Source organism: Caballeronia sp. NK8, from assembly GCF_018408855.1.
GTDB lineage: Bacteria > Pseudomonadota > Gammaproteobacteria > Burkholderiales > Burkholderiaceae > Caballeronia.
On sequence record NZ_AP024323.1, the window covers coordinates 572,097 to 588,315 of the forward strand.

General features: G+C 63.2%; 20 protein-coding genes. 6 read left to right on the forward strand and 14 right to left on the reverse strand.

Annotated features, from left to right (window positions below):
* Positions 1 to 6 precede the first annotated feature (6 nt).
* From NK8_RS17270 to rhaS, 4 genes are all read left to right on the forward strand, one after another.
* Positions 7 to 1,518: a sugar ABC transporter ATP-binding protein gene (locus NK8_RS17270; protein WP_213230199.1), complete on the forward strand. Its 1,512-nt coding sequence runs from the start codon at positions 7 to 9 to the stop codon at positions 1,516 to 1,518.
* A 29-nt stretch (positions 1,519 to 1,547) separates the two neighbouring features.
* Positions 1,548 to 2,558 carry an ABC transporter permease gene (locus tag NK8_RS17275; protein ID WP_225936349.1) on the forward strand — a complete coding sequence of 337 codons (1,011 nt, stop codon included), beginning with the start codon at positions 1,548 to 1,550 and terminating at the stop codon, positions 2,556 to 2,558.
* A complete protein-coding gene (locus NK8_RS17280) occupies positions 2,551 to 3,555 on the forward strand; it encodes an ABC transporter permease (RefSeq protein ID WP_213230200.1) in 1,005 nt (334 codons plus the stop codon). Before NK8_RS17275 ends, NK8_RS17280 begins: the two co-directional genes overlap by 8 nt.
* 88 nt (positions 3,556 to 3,643) lie before the next feature.
* The gene (gene rhaS / locus NK8_RS17285) at positions 3,644 to 4,657 is read left to right on the forward strand and encodes a rhamnose ABC transporter substrate-binding protein (RefSeq protein WP_162067333.1); all 1,014 of its coding nucleotides are present in this window, start codon (positions 3,644 to 3,646) and stop codon (positions 4,655 to 4,657) included.
* A 91-nt stretch (positions 4,658 to 4,748) separates the two neighbouring features.
* Here the strand turns inward: rhaS and NK8_RS17290 are convergent, their stop codons facing one another.
* The 10 genes from NK8_RS17290 to NK8_RS17335 all read right to left on the reverse strand — a co-directional run bounded on the left by NK8_RS17290 (position 4,749) and on the right by NK8_RS17335 (position 12,148).
* Positions 4,749 to 5,231, reverse strand: coding sequence for a hypothetical protein (locus tag NK8_RS17290; protein WP_213230201.1), 483 nt, complete (start codon positions 5,229 to 5,231; stop codon positions 4,749 to 4,751).
* A 93-nt stretch (positions 5,232 to 5,324) separates the two neighbouring features.
* Positions 5,325 to 5,714: a DUF3592 domain-containing protein gene (locus NK8_RS17295; RefSeq protein ID WP_213230202.1), complete on the reverse strand. Its 390-nt coding sequence runs from the start codon at positions 5,712 to 5,714 to the stop codon at positions 5,325 to 5,327.
* A gap of 207 nt (positions 5,715 to 5,921) precedes the next feature.
* Positions 5,922 to 6,227 (reverse strand): type VI secretion system tube protein Hcp, encoded by a 306-nt coding sequence (locus tag NK8_RS17300; protein ID WP_213230203.1) that lies wholly within the window; start codon positions 6,225 to 6,227, stop codon positions 5,922 to 5,924.
* Between the two features lie 246 nt (positions 6,228 to 6,473).
* Positions 6,474 to 7,079, reverse strand: coding sequence for a copper-binding protein (locus NK8_RS17305; RefSeq protein ID WP_213230204.1), 606 nt, complete (start codon positions 7,077 to 7,079; stop codon positions 6,474 to 6,476).
* A gap of 35 nt (positions 7,080 to 7,114) precedes the next feature.
* On the reverse strand, positions 7,115 to 7,519 hold the full coding sequence (locus tag NK8_RS17310; RefSeq protein ID WP_174258056.1) for a helix-turn-helix domain-containing protein: 405 nt from the start codon (positions 7,517 to 7,519) through the stop codon (positions 7,115 to 7,117).
* Between the two features lie 515 nt (positions 7,520 to 8,034).
* Entirely contained in the window at positions 8,035 to 8,367 is a 333-nt protein-coding gene (locus tag NK8_RS17315; RefSeq protein WP_061174374.1) for an H-NS family nucleoid-associated regulatory protein, read from the reverse strand.
* A 365-nt stretch (positions 8,368 to 8,732) separates the two neighbouring features.
* Positions 8,733 to 8,978: a hypothetical protein gene (locus NK8_RS17320; protein ID WP_035969404.1), complete on the reverse strand. Its 246-nt coding sequence runs from the start codon at positions 8,976 to 8,978 to the stop codon at positions 8,733 to 8,735.
* Between the two features lie 197 nt (positions 8,979 to 9,175).
* A complete protein-coding gene (locus NK8_RS17325; protein ID WP_213230205.1) occupies positions 9,176 to 10,171 on the reverse strand; it encodes an LLM class flavin-dependent oxidoreductase in 996 nt (331 codons plus the stop codon).
* 118 nt (positions 10,172 to 10,289) lie between these two features.
* Positions 10,290 to 11,102 carry a phosphate/phosphite/phosphonate ABC transporter substrate-binding protein gene (locus NK8_RS17330; RefSeq protein WP_213230206.1) on the reverse strand — a complete coding sequence of 271 codons (813 nt, stop codon included), beginning with the start codon at positions 11,100 to 11,102 and terminating at the stop codon, positions 10,290 to 10,292.
* Positions 11,103 to 11,149: 47 nt separating this feature from the next.
* Entirely contained in the window at positions 11,150 to 12,148 is a 999-nt protein-coding gene (locus tag NK8_RS17335) for a fatty acid desaturase (protein ID WP_213230208.1), read from the reverse strand.
* 174 nt (positions 12,149 to 12,322) lie between these two features.
* Here NK8_RS17335 and NK8_RS17340 point away from each other — a divergent pair, with 174 nt between their 5' ends.
* Complete coding sequence (locus tag NK8_RS17340; protein ID WP_213230210.1) at positions 12,323 to 13,390, forward strand: HoxN/HupN/NixA family nickel/cobalt transporter; 1,068 nt, start codon at positions 12,323 to 12,325, stop codon at positions 13,388 to 13,390.
* Positions 13,391 to 13,474: 84 nt separating this feature from the next.
* Positions 13,475 to 14,359, forward strand: a complete 885-nt coding sequence (locus NK8_RS17345) for a formate/nitrite transporter family protein (protein ID WP_213230212.1) — start codon at positions 13,475 to 13,477, stop codon at positions 14,357 to 14,359.
* A gap of 14 nt (positions 14,360 to 14,373) precedes the next feature.
* Here NK8_RS17345 and NK8_RS17350 read toward each other — a convergent pair whose 3' ends face one another.
* From NK8_RS17350 to NK8_RS17365, 4 genes are all read right to left on the reverse strand, one after another.
* The gene (locus tag NK8_RS17350) at positions 14,374 to 14,706 is read right to left on the reverse strand and encodes a beta-xylosidase (RefSeq protein ID WP_213230214.1); all 333 of its coding nucleotides are present in this window, start codon (positions 14,704 to 14,706) and stop codon (positions 14,374 to 14,376) included.
* 150 nt (positions 14,707 to 14,856) lie between these two features.
* Positions 14,857 to 15,165 carry a hypothetical protein gene (locus tag NK8_RS17355; RefSeq protein ID WP_213230216.1) on the reverse strand — a complete coding sequence of 103 codons (309 nt, stop codon included), beginning with the start codon at positions 15,163 to 15,165 and terminating at the stop codon, positions 14,857 to 14,859.
* A gap of 285 nt (positions 15,166 to 15,450) precedes the next feature.
* On the reverse strand, positions 15,451 to 15,750 hold the full coding sequence (locus NK8_RS17360; protein ID WP_162067341.1) for a hypothetical protein: 300 nt from the start codon (positions 15,748 to 15,750) through the stop codon (positions 15,451 to 15,453).
* Positions 15,751 to 15,772: 22 nt separating this feature from the next.
* Positions 15,773 to 16,138: a hypothetical protein gene (locus NK8_RS17365; RefSeq protein WP_162067342.1), complete on the reverse strand. Its 366-nt coding sequence runs from the start codon at positions 16,136 to 16,138 to the stop codon at positions 15,773 to 15,775.
* Between the last annotated feature and the right edge of the window lie 81 nt (positions 16,139 to 16,219).

A 16,219-nucleotide genomic window follows, 5' to 3' on the forward strand; every position in this document is an offset into this window, starting at 1 on the left:
GGAAACATGACGCCAAGACTCGAACTGAGGCATGCAGGCAAATCGTTCGGACGCGTGCGCGCGCTCGGCGACGGCAGCCTGCAACTCTTTCCCGGCGAAGTGCACGCGTTGCTGGGCGAGAACGGCGCGGGCAAGTCGACGCTCGTGAAACTGCTCGCGGGCGTCTATCAGCCCGATGCGGGCGAGCTGCTCGTGGATGGCGTCGCGTGTCGCTTCGCGAATCCCGCCGAAGCGCGCGATGCGGGCATCGCCGTGATCTATCAGGAGCCGACGCTCTTCGCCGATCTTTCCATCGCGGAGAACATCTATATGGGCCGGCAGCCGCGCGATCGCTTCGGCCGCATTCGCTACGACGAGATGCATCGCGAAGTCGATGCGCTGCTGGCGTCGCTCGGCGTGAATCTGCGCGCGCAACGGCTCGTGCGCGGCCTGTCGATAGCGGATCAGCAGGTCGTCGAGATCGCGAAGGCGCTGTCGCTCGATGCGAACGTGCTGATCATGGACGAGCCGACCGCCGCGCTCTCGCTGCCCGAAGTGGAACGGCTCTTCGCGATCGTGCGCGCCTTGCGCGAGCGCGATGTCGCGATTCTTTTCATCACGCATCGTCTCGATGAAGTGTTCGCGCTGACGCAGCGCATGACGATCATGCGCGACGGCATGAAAGTCTACGACGCACTCACGCAGGACATGAACATCGATGCGATCGTGAGCCGGATGGTCGGCCGCGATCTCGACACGTTCTATCCGAAAGCCGACGTAACGCTTGGAGACGTGCGTCTTTCGGTGCGCAATCTCACGCGCGAAGGCGTGTTCAGGAACGTCTCGTTCGATGTGCGGGCGGGCGAGATCGTCGCGCTGGCCGGACTGGTCGGCGCGGGAAGAAGCGAAGTCGCGCGCGCGATCTTCGGCATCGATCCGGTCGATGGCGGTGAAGTGAAGATCGCGGGCAAAAAGCTCGCGCTGGGACATCCGGCGGCCGCCGTGCGCGCGGGCCTCGCGCTCGTGCCGGAAGATCGTCGCGCGCAAGGGCTCGCGCTGGAGTTGAGCATCGCGCGCAATGCGTCGCTGACGGTGCTCGGACGGCTGATGCGGCACGGACTCATCACGGCGAAGAGCGAATCGGCGCTCGCAGCCGACTGGGGCAAGCGTCTGCGCCTCAAGGCCGGCGATCTCGACGCGCCCGTCGGCACGCTGTCGGGCGGCAATCAGCAGAAGGTCGTGCTCGGCAAATGGCTGGCGACGAACCCGAGGGTGCTGATCATCGACGAGCCGACGCGCGGTATCGACGTGGGCGCGAAAGCGGAGGTGTATCGCACGCTGGCGGAACTCGTGAAGGAGGGCATGGCGGTGCTGATGATATCGAGCGAATTGCCTGAAGTGCTCGGCATGGCGGATCGCGTGCTCGTGATGCACGAAGGCCGCATCAGCGCGGATATCGCCCGCGCCGACGCGAACGAGGAACGTGTGATGAGCGCAGCTCTGGGCGCGTCCGCGCAAACACTAGGACGTGCAGCATGATGACACGACACTCTCCCACGCTACCCGCGATGCCGCCTGCCGAAACGAAACGCGAAAGCCTCGCGGTCTCGATCGCGAAGAGCCGCGAGCTGACGCTCTTCATCGTGCTGCTCGTGCTGATCGGCGCGACGGCGGCGGTCAAGCCCGACTTCCTCAATCTGCAGAATCTGCGCGACGTGCTGCTCAATGTATCGATCATCGGTCTGCTGACGGCGGGCATGACGATCGTGATGCTGATGCGGCATATCGATCTGTCCGTGGCGTCGGTGGTCGGCGTATCGGCGTATGCGGTCGGCAGCCTCTTCGTGATGTTTCCGCAGATGCCGGTGCTCGTCGCGATGTTCGCGGGCATCGGCGTCGGGCTGGCGATCGGCGCGGTGAACGGCGCGCTCGTCACGTTCGGGCGCGTGCCTTCGCTCGTCGCCACGCTTTCGACGCTTTATATCGTGCGCGGCGCGGACTACGCGTGGGTTCACGGCGGTCAGATCAACGCAACGAGTCTGCCCGATGCGTTCGCCTCCATCGCGACGGGCTCGCTCCTCGGCGTGCCGAATCTCGTGTTGATCGCGCTGGTGGTGCTGATCGCGTTGTCGGTGTATCTGAAGCAGTATCGCGGCGGGCGCGAGCATTATGCGATCGGCTCGAATCCCGAAGCCGCGCGGCTCGCGGGCATCCGCGTGGACCGGCGCGTGATGATCGGCTTTCTGCTCTCGGGCGCGATCGCGGGGCTCGCGGGCGTGCTGTGGCTCGCGCGCTTCGGCACCGTCGATGCCAGTACGGCGAAGGGCATCGAGTTGCAGGTGGTCGCGGCGGCGGTGGTCGGCAGCGTCGCGATCACGGGCGGCGTTGGCACGATCGCGGGCGCGACACTCGGCGCGCTCGTGCTCGGCGTCATCAACATCGCCCTCGTTGTGTTGCGCGTGTCGCCGTTCTGGCAGCAGGCGATTCAAGGCGCGCTGATCGTTGCGGCGATCGCGCTCGATACGTTGCTGGCGCGTTCCGTCGCGCGCCGCATGATGAGGAAACGCGATCATGGCTAAACCCGATTCCGCACTCGCCACCACCAGACGCCGCCACCTGCAATGGGAAGCGATGCTCGCGATCGTGCTGGTTGTCTCGCTGGTCGCGGGGCGCGTGCTGTCGCCGCTCTTTCTGTCGGCGGCGAATATCTCGAACATGCTCGCGGACTTCACCGAAATCGCGCTGATCGCGCTGCCGATGACGCTCGTCATCGTCGCGGCGGAGATCGATCTATCGGTGGCGTCGGTGCTGGGCGCGTCCAGCGCGCTGATGGGCGTGCTGTGGCACATGGGCCTGCCGATGCCGCTCGTGATCGTCCTCGTGCTTCTGTTCGGCACGCTCGCGGGCCTGCTCAACGGCCTCGTGATCGTGCGTTTCAGTCTGCCGTCGCTCGCGGTGACGATCGGCACGCTCGCGCTCTTTCGCGGTCTCGCGTACGTGCTGCTCGGCGATCAGGCCATCGCGGATTTTCCGGCGTCGTACACGGCCTTCGGCATCGACACGATCGCGAATACCTTCCTGCCGATGCCCTTCGTCCTGGTGATTGCGGGCGCCATTATCTTCACGGTGCTGTTGCAGGCGACACCTTTCGGGCGCAGCCTCTTTGCGATCGGCGCGAATCCAGTGGCCGCGCAGTTCTCCGGCATCGACGTCGCGAAGACGAAGCTGAAGCTCTTCATGATGTCGGGCGCGATGGCTGCGCTCGCGGGCATCGTCTATACGCTGCGCTTCACGAGCGCGCGCGGCGACAACGGCGAGGGCTTCGAGCTTTCCGTGATCGCGGCGGTGCTGTTCGGCGGCGTGAGCATCTTCGGCGGGCGCGGCTCGATGATCGGCGTGCTGTTGTCGCTCGTGATCATCGGCGTGCTGCGCAATGCGCTGACGCTCGCGGACGTATCGAGCGAAACGCTCACGATCGTGACGGGCGCGCTGCTGCTCTCGTCGGTGTTGATCCCGAATCTCGTCGCGCGCTGGCGGGCGGCGCGCGAAAAGCGTCTGATGGCGCAGGCGCTTTGATCCGGTTGGTGTCCGTTGCGGGTATTCGTTATCGGGTATTCACTATTAATCAGCGCACTCATGCGCAATGACAGGAGACTTTTACGACATGAACAAGCCCATTCGATTCCTGCGCGGCCCGGCGCTGGCGGCGGCCTTTCTCGCCGCGACCGTCGCGCTCTCCGCAAGCGCCGCCGACATCAAGAGCGGCCTGAAGATCGCCTTTCTGCCGAAGCAGATCAATAACCCCTACGAGGTGATCGCCGACGACGGCGGCATGGCCGCCATCAAGGAGATGAAGGGCGACGGCAAGGTCGTGGGACCGTCGGACGCGGGCGCGTCGTCGCAGGTGAGTTATATCAACACGCTCATCACGCAGCGGCAGAACGCGATCGTGATCGCGGCCAACGATGCGAACGCGGTCGTGCCGTATCTGAAGAAGGCGATGTCGCAGGGCATCAAGGTCGTGACCTTCGATTCCGACACGGCGCCGGATGGCCGGCAGATCTTCGTGAATCAGGCCGATTCCGAGGCGATCGGGCGCGGGCAGATTCAATTGTTGTCGAAGCTGATCGGCGGCGAGGGCGAGTTCGCGATTCTCTCGGCGACGCCCAACGCGACCAATCAGAACACCTGGATCAAGTGGATGCAGGAGGAACTCAAGAAGCCCGAGTATTCGAAGATGAAGCTCGTGAAGATCGCCTACGGCAATGACGACGATCAGAAGTCGTTCGTCGAGACGCAGGGGCTGTTGCAGGCGTATCCGAACCTGAAGGGCATCGTTGCGCCGACGTCGGTCGGGATCGCGGCGGCGGCGCGTTATATCTCGAGTTCGCCGGCGAAGGGCAAGGTCGTGGTGACGGGTCTGGGCACGCCGAACCAGATGCGCGCGTTCGTGAAGAACGGTACTGTCAAGGCGTTCCAGTTGTGGGATCCGGGTCAGTTGGGTTATCTCGCGGCGTTCGCGGCGGCCAATCTCGCGTCGGGTACGATCACGGGCAAGGAAGGCGATTCGTTCGATGCGGGGAAACTGGGCAAGCGGACGGTGGGCAAGAGCGGGGAAGTGATTCTCGGGCCGCCGACGACTTTTGATGCGGCGAATATCGATAACTTCAATTTTTGAGTGGTGGGAGCCTGAGAGAAGAACGAAACGCCCTTCGGGGCGTTTCGTTCTTTGGGTCTTACTGTAACGTTCACGACGAGCAGGGGTATCGCTAGTCGTCGTAAAGTCCACCATATGAAATACTCCCAAACATCATCCCCGCGCCGATGCCATCTATAAATCCTTCGCTTACTCCAACCGCGACAATCAAAGCGCTCGCGTGACCAAAAAGCAAGTTCGAAAATAGAGCCGGGTTGAAAATGAAAGGAACAACAATTTCTTCCTTCAGCCCGACTAGCAACACGGAGACTCCGCCTGCTATCAACACTCCGCCGCTGAACTCGAAATAGAGTGTTGGTCCTTCAAAATCTTCAGGGGACAATTTTCGGTCACTGGTTTGAAAGACCCAGCCACCACCGTCGAAATCCGTAGTTGCGCCGGAACCGACAATCGTACCGCTTTTGGAAAGAAACTTCGGTATGGGGATATCGGGGAGCCGGAAGCGCGAAGGCAATCGGGAAATTCCAGTGCTGCCTCCGATGCCTCCGTACTTGAACTGATGCGTCTTTCCTGCGGCGTCGGTCAGGACGATCATTCCACCCGATGCGGCTAGCGAGCCGAGACCGATCCCTCCGCTCGCGGCGGTTTTGAACGTCCAATCACTTTCTCTAAACATACTGAACACCTGTTATCGCATGCCACGAAATAACTGTCCACCTATTCCTGCCAGCACAAACCCAAGTCCGACCGCAGTCAAAATGATATGAACACCCCAGATACTAAAAATTTGATTCAAACGTGCGTGCCGTTCGTCTCCTGGTACATATCGGACTTCTACTCGATCACCTGCGTCGACGATGAACAAGCTGCTGCCAGAGAATATGACTGCTTGGCCGTTCACGGACCTGAACGTCACTTCAGGATGATGGCCCGAACTGGGATTGATGACTTCACCCGAAGTGACTTGTGAATTTCTGACAAATTCGAGAGTGGAAGGCAGAAATTGGAGTTGGAACAGTGAAATGCTCACACCGATGACCACCGACAACCAATTTATTCTGCTCTTGTCGAGCTTCATGCGTTACTCGCCATAATATTCAATGTTCGATCATAGTAAATTCCCGGGGCGGCAGATATATTGCGCCGTGGCAGTTCCAGCGCGAATCCCTGCCGCGCTCAGCCTGGTGCATTCGTGCTTGAATGCGTCGAAGGACAGCGTCACTTCCTGATAATGTCCCATCTCAAAGCCAAAAGGCAATGACCATGACGTTCTCCATCGTGAGGCTCAGGAAGTATGGCGGGAAATAGCTTTTCCCTGTCCGCCTGGAATGGCCTGCGCATCAGGCTTACGCCACGAGAACACTGCTTTATCAGTGACCTTGTTCGAGGCCGTGAAGCCGATCAGACTCGATGAGAAAGCACACGCGACATGTACGATGGTCAAGTTCTGAATCGCAGTCGCCTTGCCTGTTGGGTTTCGCTCGACCTTTGACAGACCCCATCGGTAGCTTAGTACGTCGATTTTTCCCTCGTGTCCGTGGTCCATCGAATCACCGGCGATGCCCGGCATCTTCAGCCAGATATTTGACATTTCGTTTCTCGTAACTGCTTATCGGCAAAGTTAATTAGAGATACGAAATTAGTTTCGCAAAAAATAGCTGATGTCGAAGAGGACGTGCAAAATTTGACAACCTTCTATGGGCTTATGAGACGAGCTTGACCGTACCTCGATCACAAGGATCGAGGCACTGAAAACAAACAACCTTCGACACTGTCACGTCGGCGAACCGCGCAAGCGTGTCCACAAAAAAGTGGACACCATCGCCGTCACTTCACTTCACTTCACCGCCTGCCCACTCCTCAACACCTGCACCGCCGTCGCCGACTCGAACTGCGCCTGCACCGTATCGCCAGCCTTAAGCCCCGCGAGCGACACATCCGGCGCCACATCGAGCGTCACCGTGCGGCTCGGACCGCGCAAGGTAACGCGACGCTTCTTCGCATCGACACGCTCGATCGTTCCGATCACTTCGACGACCCGCGCCTGCGCCATCACGCCGCCCGACGCCGGGATCGCCGCCTCCGTATCGATACGCTGGCGTATGCCATCCGATTTGACTTTGGTCGCCCGGACGAGCAGCGCGCTGCGGTACTGGATGTTGACGATATCGCCGAGCTGCAGCTTCTTGACATCGCCGATTTCCGGATTGACCGCCACTTCGGCGACACGCCCCTGCGGCCCCTGCAACGACACGCTGTTGGTCACCGGATCGATGCCGACGACACGCGCCTGGATTTCCGCGATGGCCGCCGCGCCGCGCGCCATCGGCGCCGACGCGTCGTCCTGAGCCCGCGCGCTGCCGATTGCAGTGAGGGAAAGCGCCGCGCACGTCGCGACGAGGCTGATCGAGCGATGCACCCGCTTGGTTGTCGAAAGAATCATGGGTTGTCTCCTTTGTATTGATGATGACCGCGCCCTCATCGACGCGACTTCGAAAGCAGATGACCGAGCCCGAGATTGGTCGCGATCTGCCAGATATAGACGCGCGAGTAACGCACGCCGTAGCGCCGCTCGATCACCTCGCGCAGGCGCGCATTAGTCCATGTGTCGCTCTCGAAGCCGTGCTCGCGCGCCGATCCCTGCAACGCAGCGGCGATCCAGTCGAGCGCCTCCCGATCGAGCACCGACGCGCGCCCGCCGACGCCCATCTTCGCGAGTGCGTCGAGACCGCCCTCGGAGACGAGCGCCTTGTAGCGCCGCACGGTCTGCACGGACAGGTGCAACTGCTCGGCGACCGTTTCGACCGGCACGCCTTCCAGCAGCATGCGGCCAGCCGTCATTCGTCGCACGACGCTCGGCAGTGTCTCGGGGCGGGAAAGCATGGCGTGCGCCGCTCGATCGTTCGGAATGCGTGCGATTTGCCCGGCGCGTCAGACGCGGCTGCGCGAACCGGAGCCGGTGTACGGTCCTCGTCCGTGTGCCGGCCGATGTGCGTGGGCAATGGGTGCAACGTTGCGGCGTCCGTGTGCGTTCATGCATGCCCCCTTGTCGAATGGAGACGGCGGGACTTGATCGGGCGGGCTTGACGTCTGGTCGATGCGCGGCTTTCTGTGCGAGCCGACTTACAGGGAAGTATCAATAAACGTTTTCAGGCTCAATGGGCGACCATCGGCGAAATTTTTTGAGCTTGATAAATCGCAATGAATTGACTATGAAAGCTACCAAATGGCAGCGAAGGAGCGGGCGGCGATGCCCATACGATACGCGGCGCGCAATGGCGCACGCGTCCGTTTCGACGCGCGCGCTCATCCACGCGCCAAAGCGCGGGCATGATTGACAAGGTATTCGCGCGCCACGGGCGTTCCGCCGGCTGGTCCGGCGAATCAGCAATGGCGTCTCAGACCCGATAGAACTCGATGTCCTGTCCGGCGTGCACCGCGCGCTTGAGCCACTCGGGCATGTCGCCGAGGCCGTCCCACGTGTCGCCACTGGCGTTGCGGAATATCGGCGCTGCGCCGGCGGCCGATTGCGGCACTAACGGCAATTGCGGCATCGGCCGCTTGGTCTTCGACGCGCCATGAGCCCCGTTGGTCCTGGTGAAGGACGGCGGTGGTGCCACCACCGGCGGCGCTTCGGCCAATGCTTCGGCCAACGCTCTCTCGGTAATGCCGAACTCAGCCATTCGGCTGCGCAAATACGCAATGATGCTGTCTCGCTTTCTTTCGTCCACGGCTTTCCTGATTCAGCTTTGTGATTTTCAAAGGGCGAACCGATACCCCGCGCGGACCGGAGCGGTTCGATCAATTGAATTTAGGTGTTTTATGAAGCGTGACGCAGCGCCTGCCTCGCGTCAATTAGTGTATTTACCGCACGTCTATTAACTGCTCGGCGCTTCGTCTTTTAATGCCTGCTATGCCCCAAATGCGAACGTTCGCCCGGCCGGGCATCGCCGTGACGGAAGCGCGCAACGGATGCGCACGGAAAGTCAAGCCGGGGAGCCACGAACCGGGAACCAGGCCACGGCCGCCCATGCAGCATAGCGGCCGAACCTCGCTGTCTCTATTGTATGCTGCTTATGGCAACTGTTAAAACGTTTTAACGACTATGTTGTTCTCCCGGTAATTCCGCACCGTGCGCGCGAATGGCGGCAATCAGTTCCGCCGGCGTAATCTCATAACGCACTTCGCGGTGAATGCCGGGTTTGCGCTCGTCGATTTCAATCAGCAGTACGGCTTTGCCATCCGCCGCGGGTTCGAGGCGCAGCGAACGCACTTCCTGTCCGCTGGCTTCGTCGTATTCCGTCAGGAGCGTCATGGCGCCAGTGGCGGCGCTTCTCGGCATCGACATTCTTCCTCCCGTCTTGCGACGTCATTGTTGTTGTTTCGCCGCGCCGTTCACCCGCGTGCACGAAATTCGGGCGCGTTACATGGGAGTCAGCTTGGCGAATGAGGCGGACGCGGAGCGCGCCGCGGCCTGCGCCGCCCTCCGGTTATCTCATTATTGCCTGTCAAAAGTGCGCGCGTCCAGCGCAAGGCCTTTCAGACGCCAGCGCCGATCGCGTCGCGGGCCTGGCTTGCGATCTCGAACGAACGCAGGCGCGCCCGGTGATCGAAGATCTGCGCCGTGACGATGAGTTCATCGGCCTGGGTCTGGGCGATCACGGAGCGCAGTCCGGCTTCGACATCGGCTGGCGCGCCGACGACGGAGCACGCGAGCGAATGCTCGACGCCCGCGCGTTCGGCGTCGTTCCACGCAATCGATTCGACTGGGGGCGGCAACTGGCCGGGCGTGCCGCGACGCAGATTGATGAACTGCTGCTGCAGCGACGTGAAGAGAAAGCGCGCTTCATCGACGGTATCGGCGGCGAAGACATTGACGCCGACCATCGCGTAGGGCTTTTGCAGCGTCGCCGACGGGCGGAACTGCGCGCGATAGACCTCCAGCGCGCTCAGCAGATAATCCGGCGCGAAATGGGACGCGAACGCGAACGGCAGCCCGAGCGCCGCCGCGAGCTGCGCGGAAAAGAGCGACGAGCCGAGCAGCCAGATCGGCACATGCAGGCCCGCGCCGGGCACCGCGCGCACGCGCTGGCCTTCGACCGGATCGGCGAAATAACGTTGCAGTTCGACGACATCGTCGGGAAAGGATTCGGCGCTGCCGTGCAGGTCGCGGCGCAGTGCGCGCGCCGTGGTCTGATCGGTGCCGGGCGCGCGTCCGAGGCCGAGATCGATCCGGCCCGGGAACAGCGAGGCGAGCGTGCCGAACTGCTCCGCGATCACGAGCGGCGCGTGATTCGGCAGCATGATGCCGCCCGAGCCGACGCGGATCGTGCTCGTGCCCGCCGCGATATGGCCGATCACGACGGCCGTCGCCGCACTGGCGATTCCGGTCATGTTGTGATGCTCGGCGAGCCAGTAGCGCTGATAACCCCAGCGCTCGGCGTGTTGCGCGAGATCGAGTGAATGGGCGAAGGCGGCGGCCGGCGTCGAGCCGAGCGGAACCGGAGAAAGGTCGAGTAGCGAGAAGGGGATCATTGCGGCGTTCCGATAGCGTGGCCGCTCGCGCTGCGTGCGCGTCGCGGTTCACGCGCTGAAAAAGCCGATTGTGCCGAAACTCCCGGAAATCTGCCGGATCGGGCTGGCGTGATTTCGCTCAGGCAAGCTGCGGATAACCCCGCGCGATGGCGTCGCGTTCGTAGTCGAGGATCGGCGCGTAGTCCGCCTGGGTGCGCCTCACGACGCCTTTGAGCCGGAGCCGCCGGGCGAGCGCGTCGTCCTGACGGAGCGCATCGGCGAGTGCGTGAAAAATTGTATCGGTAGCGTCCTGCGGCACGCGTGTCGACGCGATGAACGGCAGCGCCCCCGCGCTCGCAGTCATGCCGATCACGTGCACGCGCGCCGCGAGTTCCGGTAGCTGCGATTGCACGAATGAGAACGTGACGCAATCGATCGCGGCGACGTCGGCCCGTTGTTCGGCCAGCGCGCGCAGCGACGCGAGATGCGCGCCGGTTTTCGTCACCGAGCCGAAAAACCGTCCGCTTTGCGCGAACGGGGCCACCGCGTGCCGCAAGAGGTTCATGCCGCTGTTGGAGTCGTCGTCGTTATAGGCGGCGCGCAGGCCGCGGCAAGCTTCGATCGACTGCGCCGCGACGTGCTCACCCGCGACGATCACGCTGCGATACGTGCCGCCGTCGCAGCCGGGCACGTCGAAATCAGGCGCCGCGACGAGGCGCACGCGCTGCGCGAGCGCATGGACGAGCGGATAGCCGCAGGTCTGCGTGAGCAGGACGTCGTCACGCAGCCAGAACGCGGTGAGATCCTCACCCGGATCGACGATCGCGAGCGTATCGCCGGGCGCCTTCAGCCAGTCCGCGAGACGATCGTGGACGCGCGCGAGCAGCGTGCGCCAGTCGGCCGCGAGCGCGGGTGTGACGTTGTACATCGGCAGGGCGGCGAGCCAGCGCATCGCGAAGAGATGGCGAATGAAGATGCCGAATCGTACAGCGCGCCGCGTCAGCCCGCGAGACTGGCGGTATCGCTAGCGCGGCCAGCCGGAACGAACGATGTCCCCGCAGCGGCCGGATGCACCGGCTCGGCGGCCTGCGCGAACGCGTGACGACGCGCCCATTCGCCATAGCCGCGCACGACGAAGCCGCCGTTGCTCGCGCGATAGGCGTCGCGCCGGCGCGTGTAGATCTGTCCGAGCGCGAACCACGGCACGCCGGGCAGATCGTGATGCACCGCGTGAAAGTTATTGTTGAGAAAAAGCAGACGCCACGGCCACGCAGCTTCGTTGACGACCGTGCGTTCGCGCTCGTGTCCCGCCGCGCGATGCTCCTGGAACGAGCGCACCGACGCCAGCGCGAGCGACGCGTAACCGACGCCGAACACGAACGCGCGCCACGGAATGCCGCATTTCGCTTCGAGCCAGCTTGCGAGCAGCACGAGCGTTCCGAGATGCACGGCCCAGCTCGCGACGATGCGCCAGCGCCGCTCGACGACGGCCTGCGCCGCCTCACGCCACGACGCCGCGATCGAGAACCACGGACCGATGAGCATGCGCCCGACGAACGTATTGCGTGCGGCGAGCGCGGCGCGCAATACGGGGCCCGCGTTCGCCCACTGTGCGGACGTCACGTAATAGCTTTCGGGATCGCGGCCAGGCTCGGTCAGATGTTCGTCGTCGTGATGACGCAGATGCGACTCGCGATACACCGCGTACGGAAACCACACCGCGAGCGGGGCGAGCCCGATGAGCATGTTGACCAGCGGCCAGCGCGTCGGATGCCCGTGAATCAGTTCGTGCTGGAGCGACATATACCAGCACGACAGCAGCGCGAGCAGCGCGATGGTCGGAGCGAGGCCGAGCGTGCGCGCGTTCAACGCGACGCCGAACCAGCCGCCGTAGACCGCGACGATGACCGCCCAGGTCGGCCATTCGCAGCGCCAGCGCCATGTGTTGCGTTCGTTCTGGAGTTCGTGGCGTTGCGCGTCGTCGAGATAGCGGGGCATGGCGGACTTCGTGAAAGACGAAGGGCCATCCTAGCGGCGCGGCGCGCGCGTCCCAACCAAGGAATCCCGCTATCGATTTCGCGCTCGGCGCTATAAGCATTCGCGCACCGGCCGAATATTGGCAACGAGGGCCGGCTTGGTATGCTTGGTCCCTCCGACCCCACTTGCGCGCATATGTCTGAACCGCTCGAGCCCGCCTGCACGTCGCATCCGGTGCGCCGCGCACTGCCGCGCAAATCCGCGCATCTCATCGCCGGGCTGATCGCCTTCAACGTGCTCGCCTGGCTCTGGGCGCTGATCGCGTTCCGGCACTATCCGCTGTTGCTCGGCACGTCTCTCCTCGCGTATTCGCTCGGGCTGCGCCATGCCGTCGATGCCGATCACATCGCCGCCATCGACAACGTCACGCGCAAGCTGATGCAGGAAGGCAAGCGGCCGATTTTCGTCGGTTTTTTCTTTTCGCTCGGGCATTCGACGATCGTCGTCGCGGCCACCGCGCTGATCGCCGCGACCGCGATGGCCGTGCAGGGCCGTTTCGCCGAATTTCGCGAGATCGGCGGGATCATCGGCACGTCGGTGTCGTCGCTTTTTCTGTTCGCCATCGCGGCGATGAACCTCTTCGTGCTGCGCGGCGTCTGGCGCGCATTCCGGCGCGTGCGCCGCGGCGAGACGTGCCGTGACGAAGACATCGACATGCTCGCGGTCGGCGGCGGTCCGCTCGCGCGGCTCGCACGGCCACTTTTCAGGCTAATCGGCAGGAGCTGGCACATGTATCCGCTCGGCTTCCTGTTCGGCCTCGGCTTCGACACGGCCACCGAAATCGGCCTGATGGGCATCGCGGCGGCCGAAGCGGCGCGCGGCATGCCGGTGTGGTCGATTCTCGTGTTCCCGGTCCTGTTCACGGCGGGCATGTCGCTCATCGACACCGCCGACAGCTTGCTGATGGCGGGCGCGTACGGCTGGGCGTTCATGAAGCCGATCCGCAAGCTGTATTACAACCTCACGGTCACGCTGGTGTCGGTGCTGATCGCGGTGCTGGTCGGTGGCATCGAGGCGCTCGGTCTGATCGCGGACCGGCTGCAACTGAAAGGCGGACTGTGGGATGTGGCCGCGTCGCTCTCCGAGCACTTCGGCATGCTCGGTTACGGGATCGTCGCGATTTTCGTCGCCTGCTGGCTCGTTTCCGCGCTCATTTACAAATGGCGAGGATATGACGCTGCGGACGGCACCATCGCACGCTAGCCTTACTGGCATTCTTCCTGCTTCTTGGATGCGCCTGCCGCTCATCCACCTTCCGTAATCGAGCGGCGTTCAGGGAGAACGATCATGAACGAGCCGCACGCCGCGGCCCCCGACAAGGGGAATTCCGCCGGAGCGGACTCTCCGCACCTGGATAGCGCCGAACAGGAGCAGGCCGCCGAACATTCCGCGCCGCATCCGCTCGTGATTCATGAAATCGTGCGGGAGGAGGGCGAAGTCGCCATGGAGCGCACCTTCGCCGCGCTGATGTGGTCAGCGCTCGCCGCGGGCCTCTCAATGGGCTTCTCGTTCCTGGTCCAGGGGATCCTCGAAAGCTCCTTGCCCGACACCGCCTGGCGCGGGCTGGTTTCGAGCCTCGGCTACACCGTCGGCTTCGTGTTCGCGATCCTTGCCCGCCAGCAGCTTTTCACCGAAAGCACGTTGACGGCGGTGCTGCCCGTGCTTACACGGCGCGACGTCGCAACTTTGCTGAAGGCGCTGCGTCTGTGGGCGATCGTGCTGTTCTTCAACCTGGTCGGCACGGCGATCTTCGCGGCCATGTTGCAGATTCGCGGCGTGTTCTCGCCGGAAGTGAGCGAGTCGCTCGCCACGCTCGCGAAGACGCCGCTCTCCGCCGAGTTTGGCGTGACTGTCGTGCGCGGGGTGTTCTCCGGCTGGCTCATCGCGCTGATGGTGTGGCTGCTGCCGAGCGCGCGCTCCGGGCGTCTGCTGACGATCCTGATCGTGACTTACACCGTCGCCGTGAGCGAGCTCACACATGTGGTCGCCGGATCGGTCGAGGCGGCGTACGCGGTGATGATCGACGCCGCCAGCCTCTCGGACTATTTCCTGGTATTCCTCGTGCCGACGTTCATCGGCAACGTGATCGGGGGCGTGTCGCTGGTCGCAATCGTCAATCATGCGGCGATCGCGCCGGAGATCATGGACTTGCCGCATAAACGCGACGACTGATCGCAAACGCGGCATCACTTGTTGCTGCCCGCGCCCGTTCCGTAGAGGCCATCGCCGAAGCCGCCGCTGCCGTCGGCCTTCTGGCCTTTGCCTGCGGTCGCGGCGCGGCCCTTCGCGGCATCCTTCGATTGCGGCTTGTGCGATTCGTGCACCGTAGCGCCGGACGGCTCGGCGCGCGATGTCGAATCCGACTGACGGCCTTCATTGCGCCCGGAGCCGCCGTCGTTGGTGATCTGCGCGACACCGTATGTGCTGAACGTGGCGATGAGGCTGGCGACGAGCGCATTCGCAAGCGCGCCCCAGGGCTGGCGCGAGCTGCGCGCGTGCTGGTGACGATGAATGGACATGGCGGCTCCCGGCGTGATCGAAAGACTTATATTCGAGCAGGAAGGGTGCCTGCATGAGTCGCAGGTGCAACTGACGTTGCGCCCGGCTCGATGCGAGACGCGGGCGCGAACGAAGGGATCGCGCTGACGCGCGAGTGGCGAAAGCGGTCGTCAGGCCGCTTTCGCCCAAAGCCTGTTGGTCGACTTCCTGCGGCTGCCGGAGCCGTCGCGTGGACCGCTGTCGACCGTATCGAGCGCGATGCGCAGCGCTTCAATGCGCTGCTTCTGCGCGGGCACGAGCGCATAGCCTTTCAACACGGCGGTGAGACGCTCGCGCCAGTATTCGACGTTGAGCGTGCCCGACGATTGTTTGTGCATCGTGCGAAGCTGCGCGAGCGCGCGTTCGATATGCTGAAGCTCGACATCAGCCATTGCCGAGGGCAAAAGGCTGCCCTTGGCCTCACTATTCTTCTTTTTCATCTGTGGTCTTCCTCTCGGCCATGCGACGCGCCATCCCCGACTTCGGATATGCGCGCCGTTCAGGCACCCCGTTCACCCGCGCATTTTTTTGTACCGTTGCGGGTGGCCTTTGCTCTTTTCTTCGGATGACCGATCGTTGCCCGTCTCAGCGGACTCGATCGTTAACAAAAATGTACGCAACGCGAGCCTGCTGGCTCCGTCTGTCATCGCACATTCATGTGAGGGGACTGTGGGGTTTCCGATGTTGCGCCGCGCCAAGGGCAGCACGGCGGCAGAGAGGAGGCGTTACTCGTCGCCGCCGGCGGGCGTTGTGGAGGTGCCCGATGTGCGTTTGCCGCTGCGGCCGATCTGCTCTTCCATCGCGAGATCGAGCTTGCTGACCTTGCGCGGCTTGCCCGGCTCGCGCGCGTTGACGAACGCGACGAAATCGTCCATCGGCATCGGTTCGGAGAGCTTTTTCGCGCCTTCGGCCGAGCGTTCGACGAGATAGAAGTAGCCGCCGGGCATCGAGATGGCCGCGTAGCTGGCGTTGCCGGTGCGCGTCTTGAGCCGTTCGACGGCGCTGATGGCTTTGGTCGAGCGCATGATTGCTTTCGATGTGCGTGGGTTATTTCTGCGGGGCGTCCTGGCTCGTCGGATCGGCCGGCGCGCATTTCTTGCCCGCGCCCTCGATCCACAGATTCGACGGATGGCGCTGGCCCGGATAAAAGCGATACGTGGTCTCGCCGTTGTCGTAGCGGACCTTGATCACGTTCGAATCGCCGAATTCGAGCATCACGCCTTGCGGAATCGCGGTCTGCTGATACTTGGCGTCATGCTTCTTCGCTTCGCCGGCGATGCACTGCACGATGCCGTTCACCTTGTTCTCGGTCGACGACTTTTCGACTTCGGGCTGTCCCGCATCTTCGTTGTGAAACTGGGCGCAGGCGGCGAAGAGCACTGGCAGCGCGAGCGCCGCGGCGAGTTTTTTCATGGTCTATCCCGTTTGATCGCTGGGTGCCGAACACGATATTAGAGCACAGGCTCTTTACGGTCCGGTCAGGTTCGATGCAGC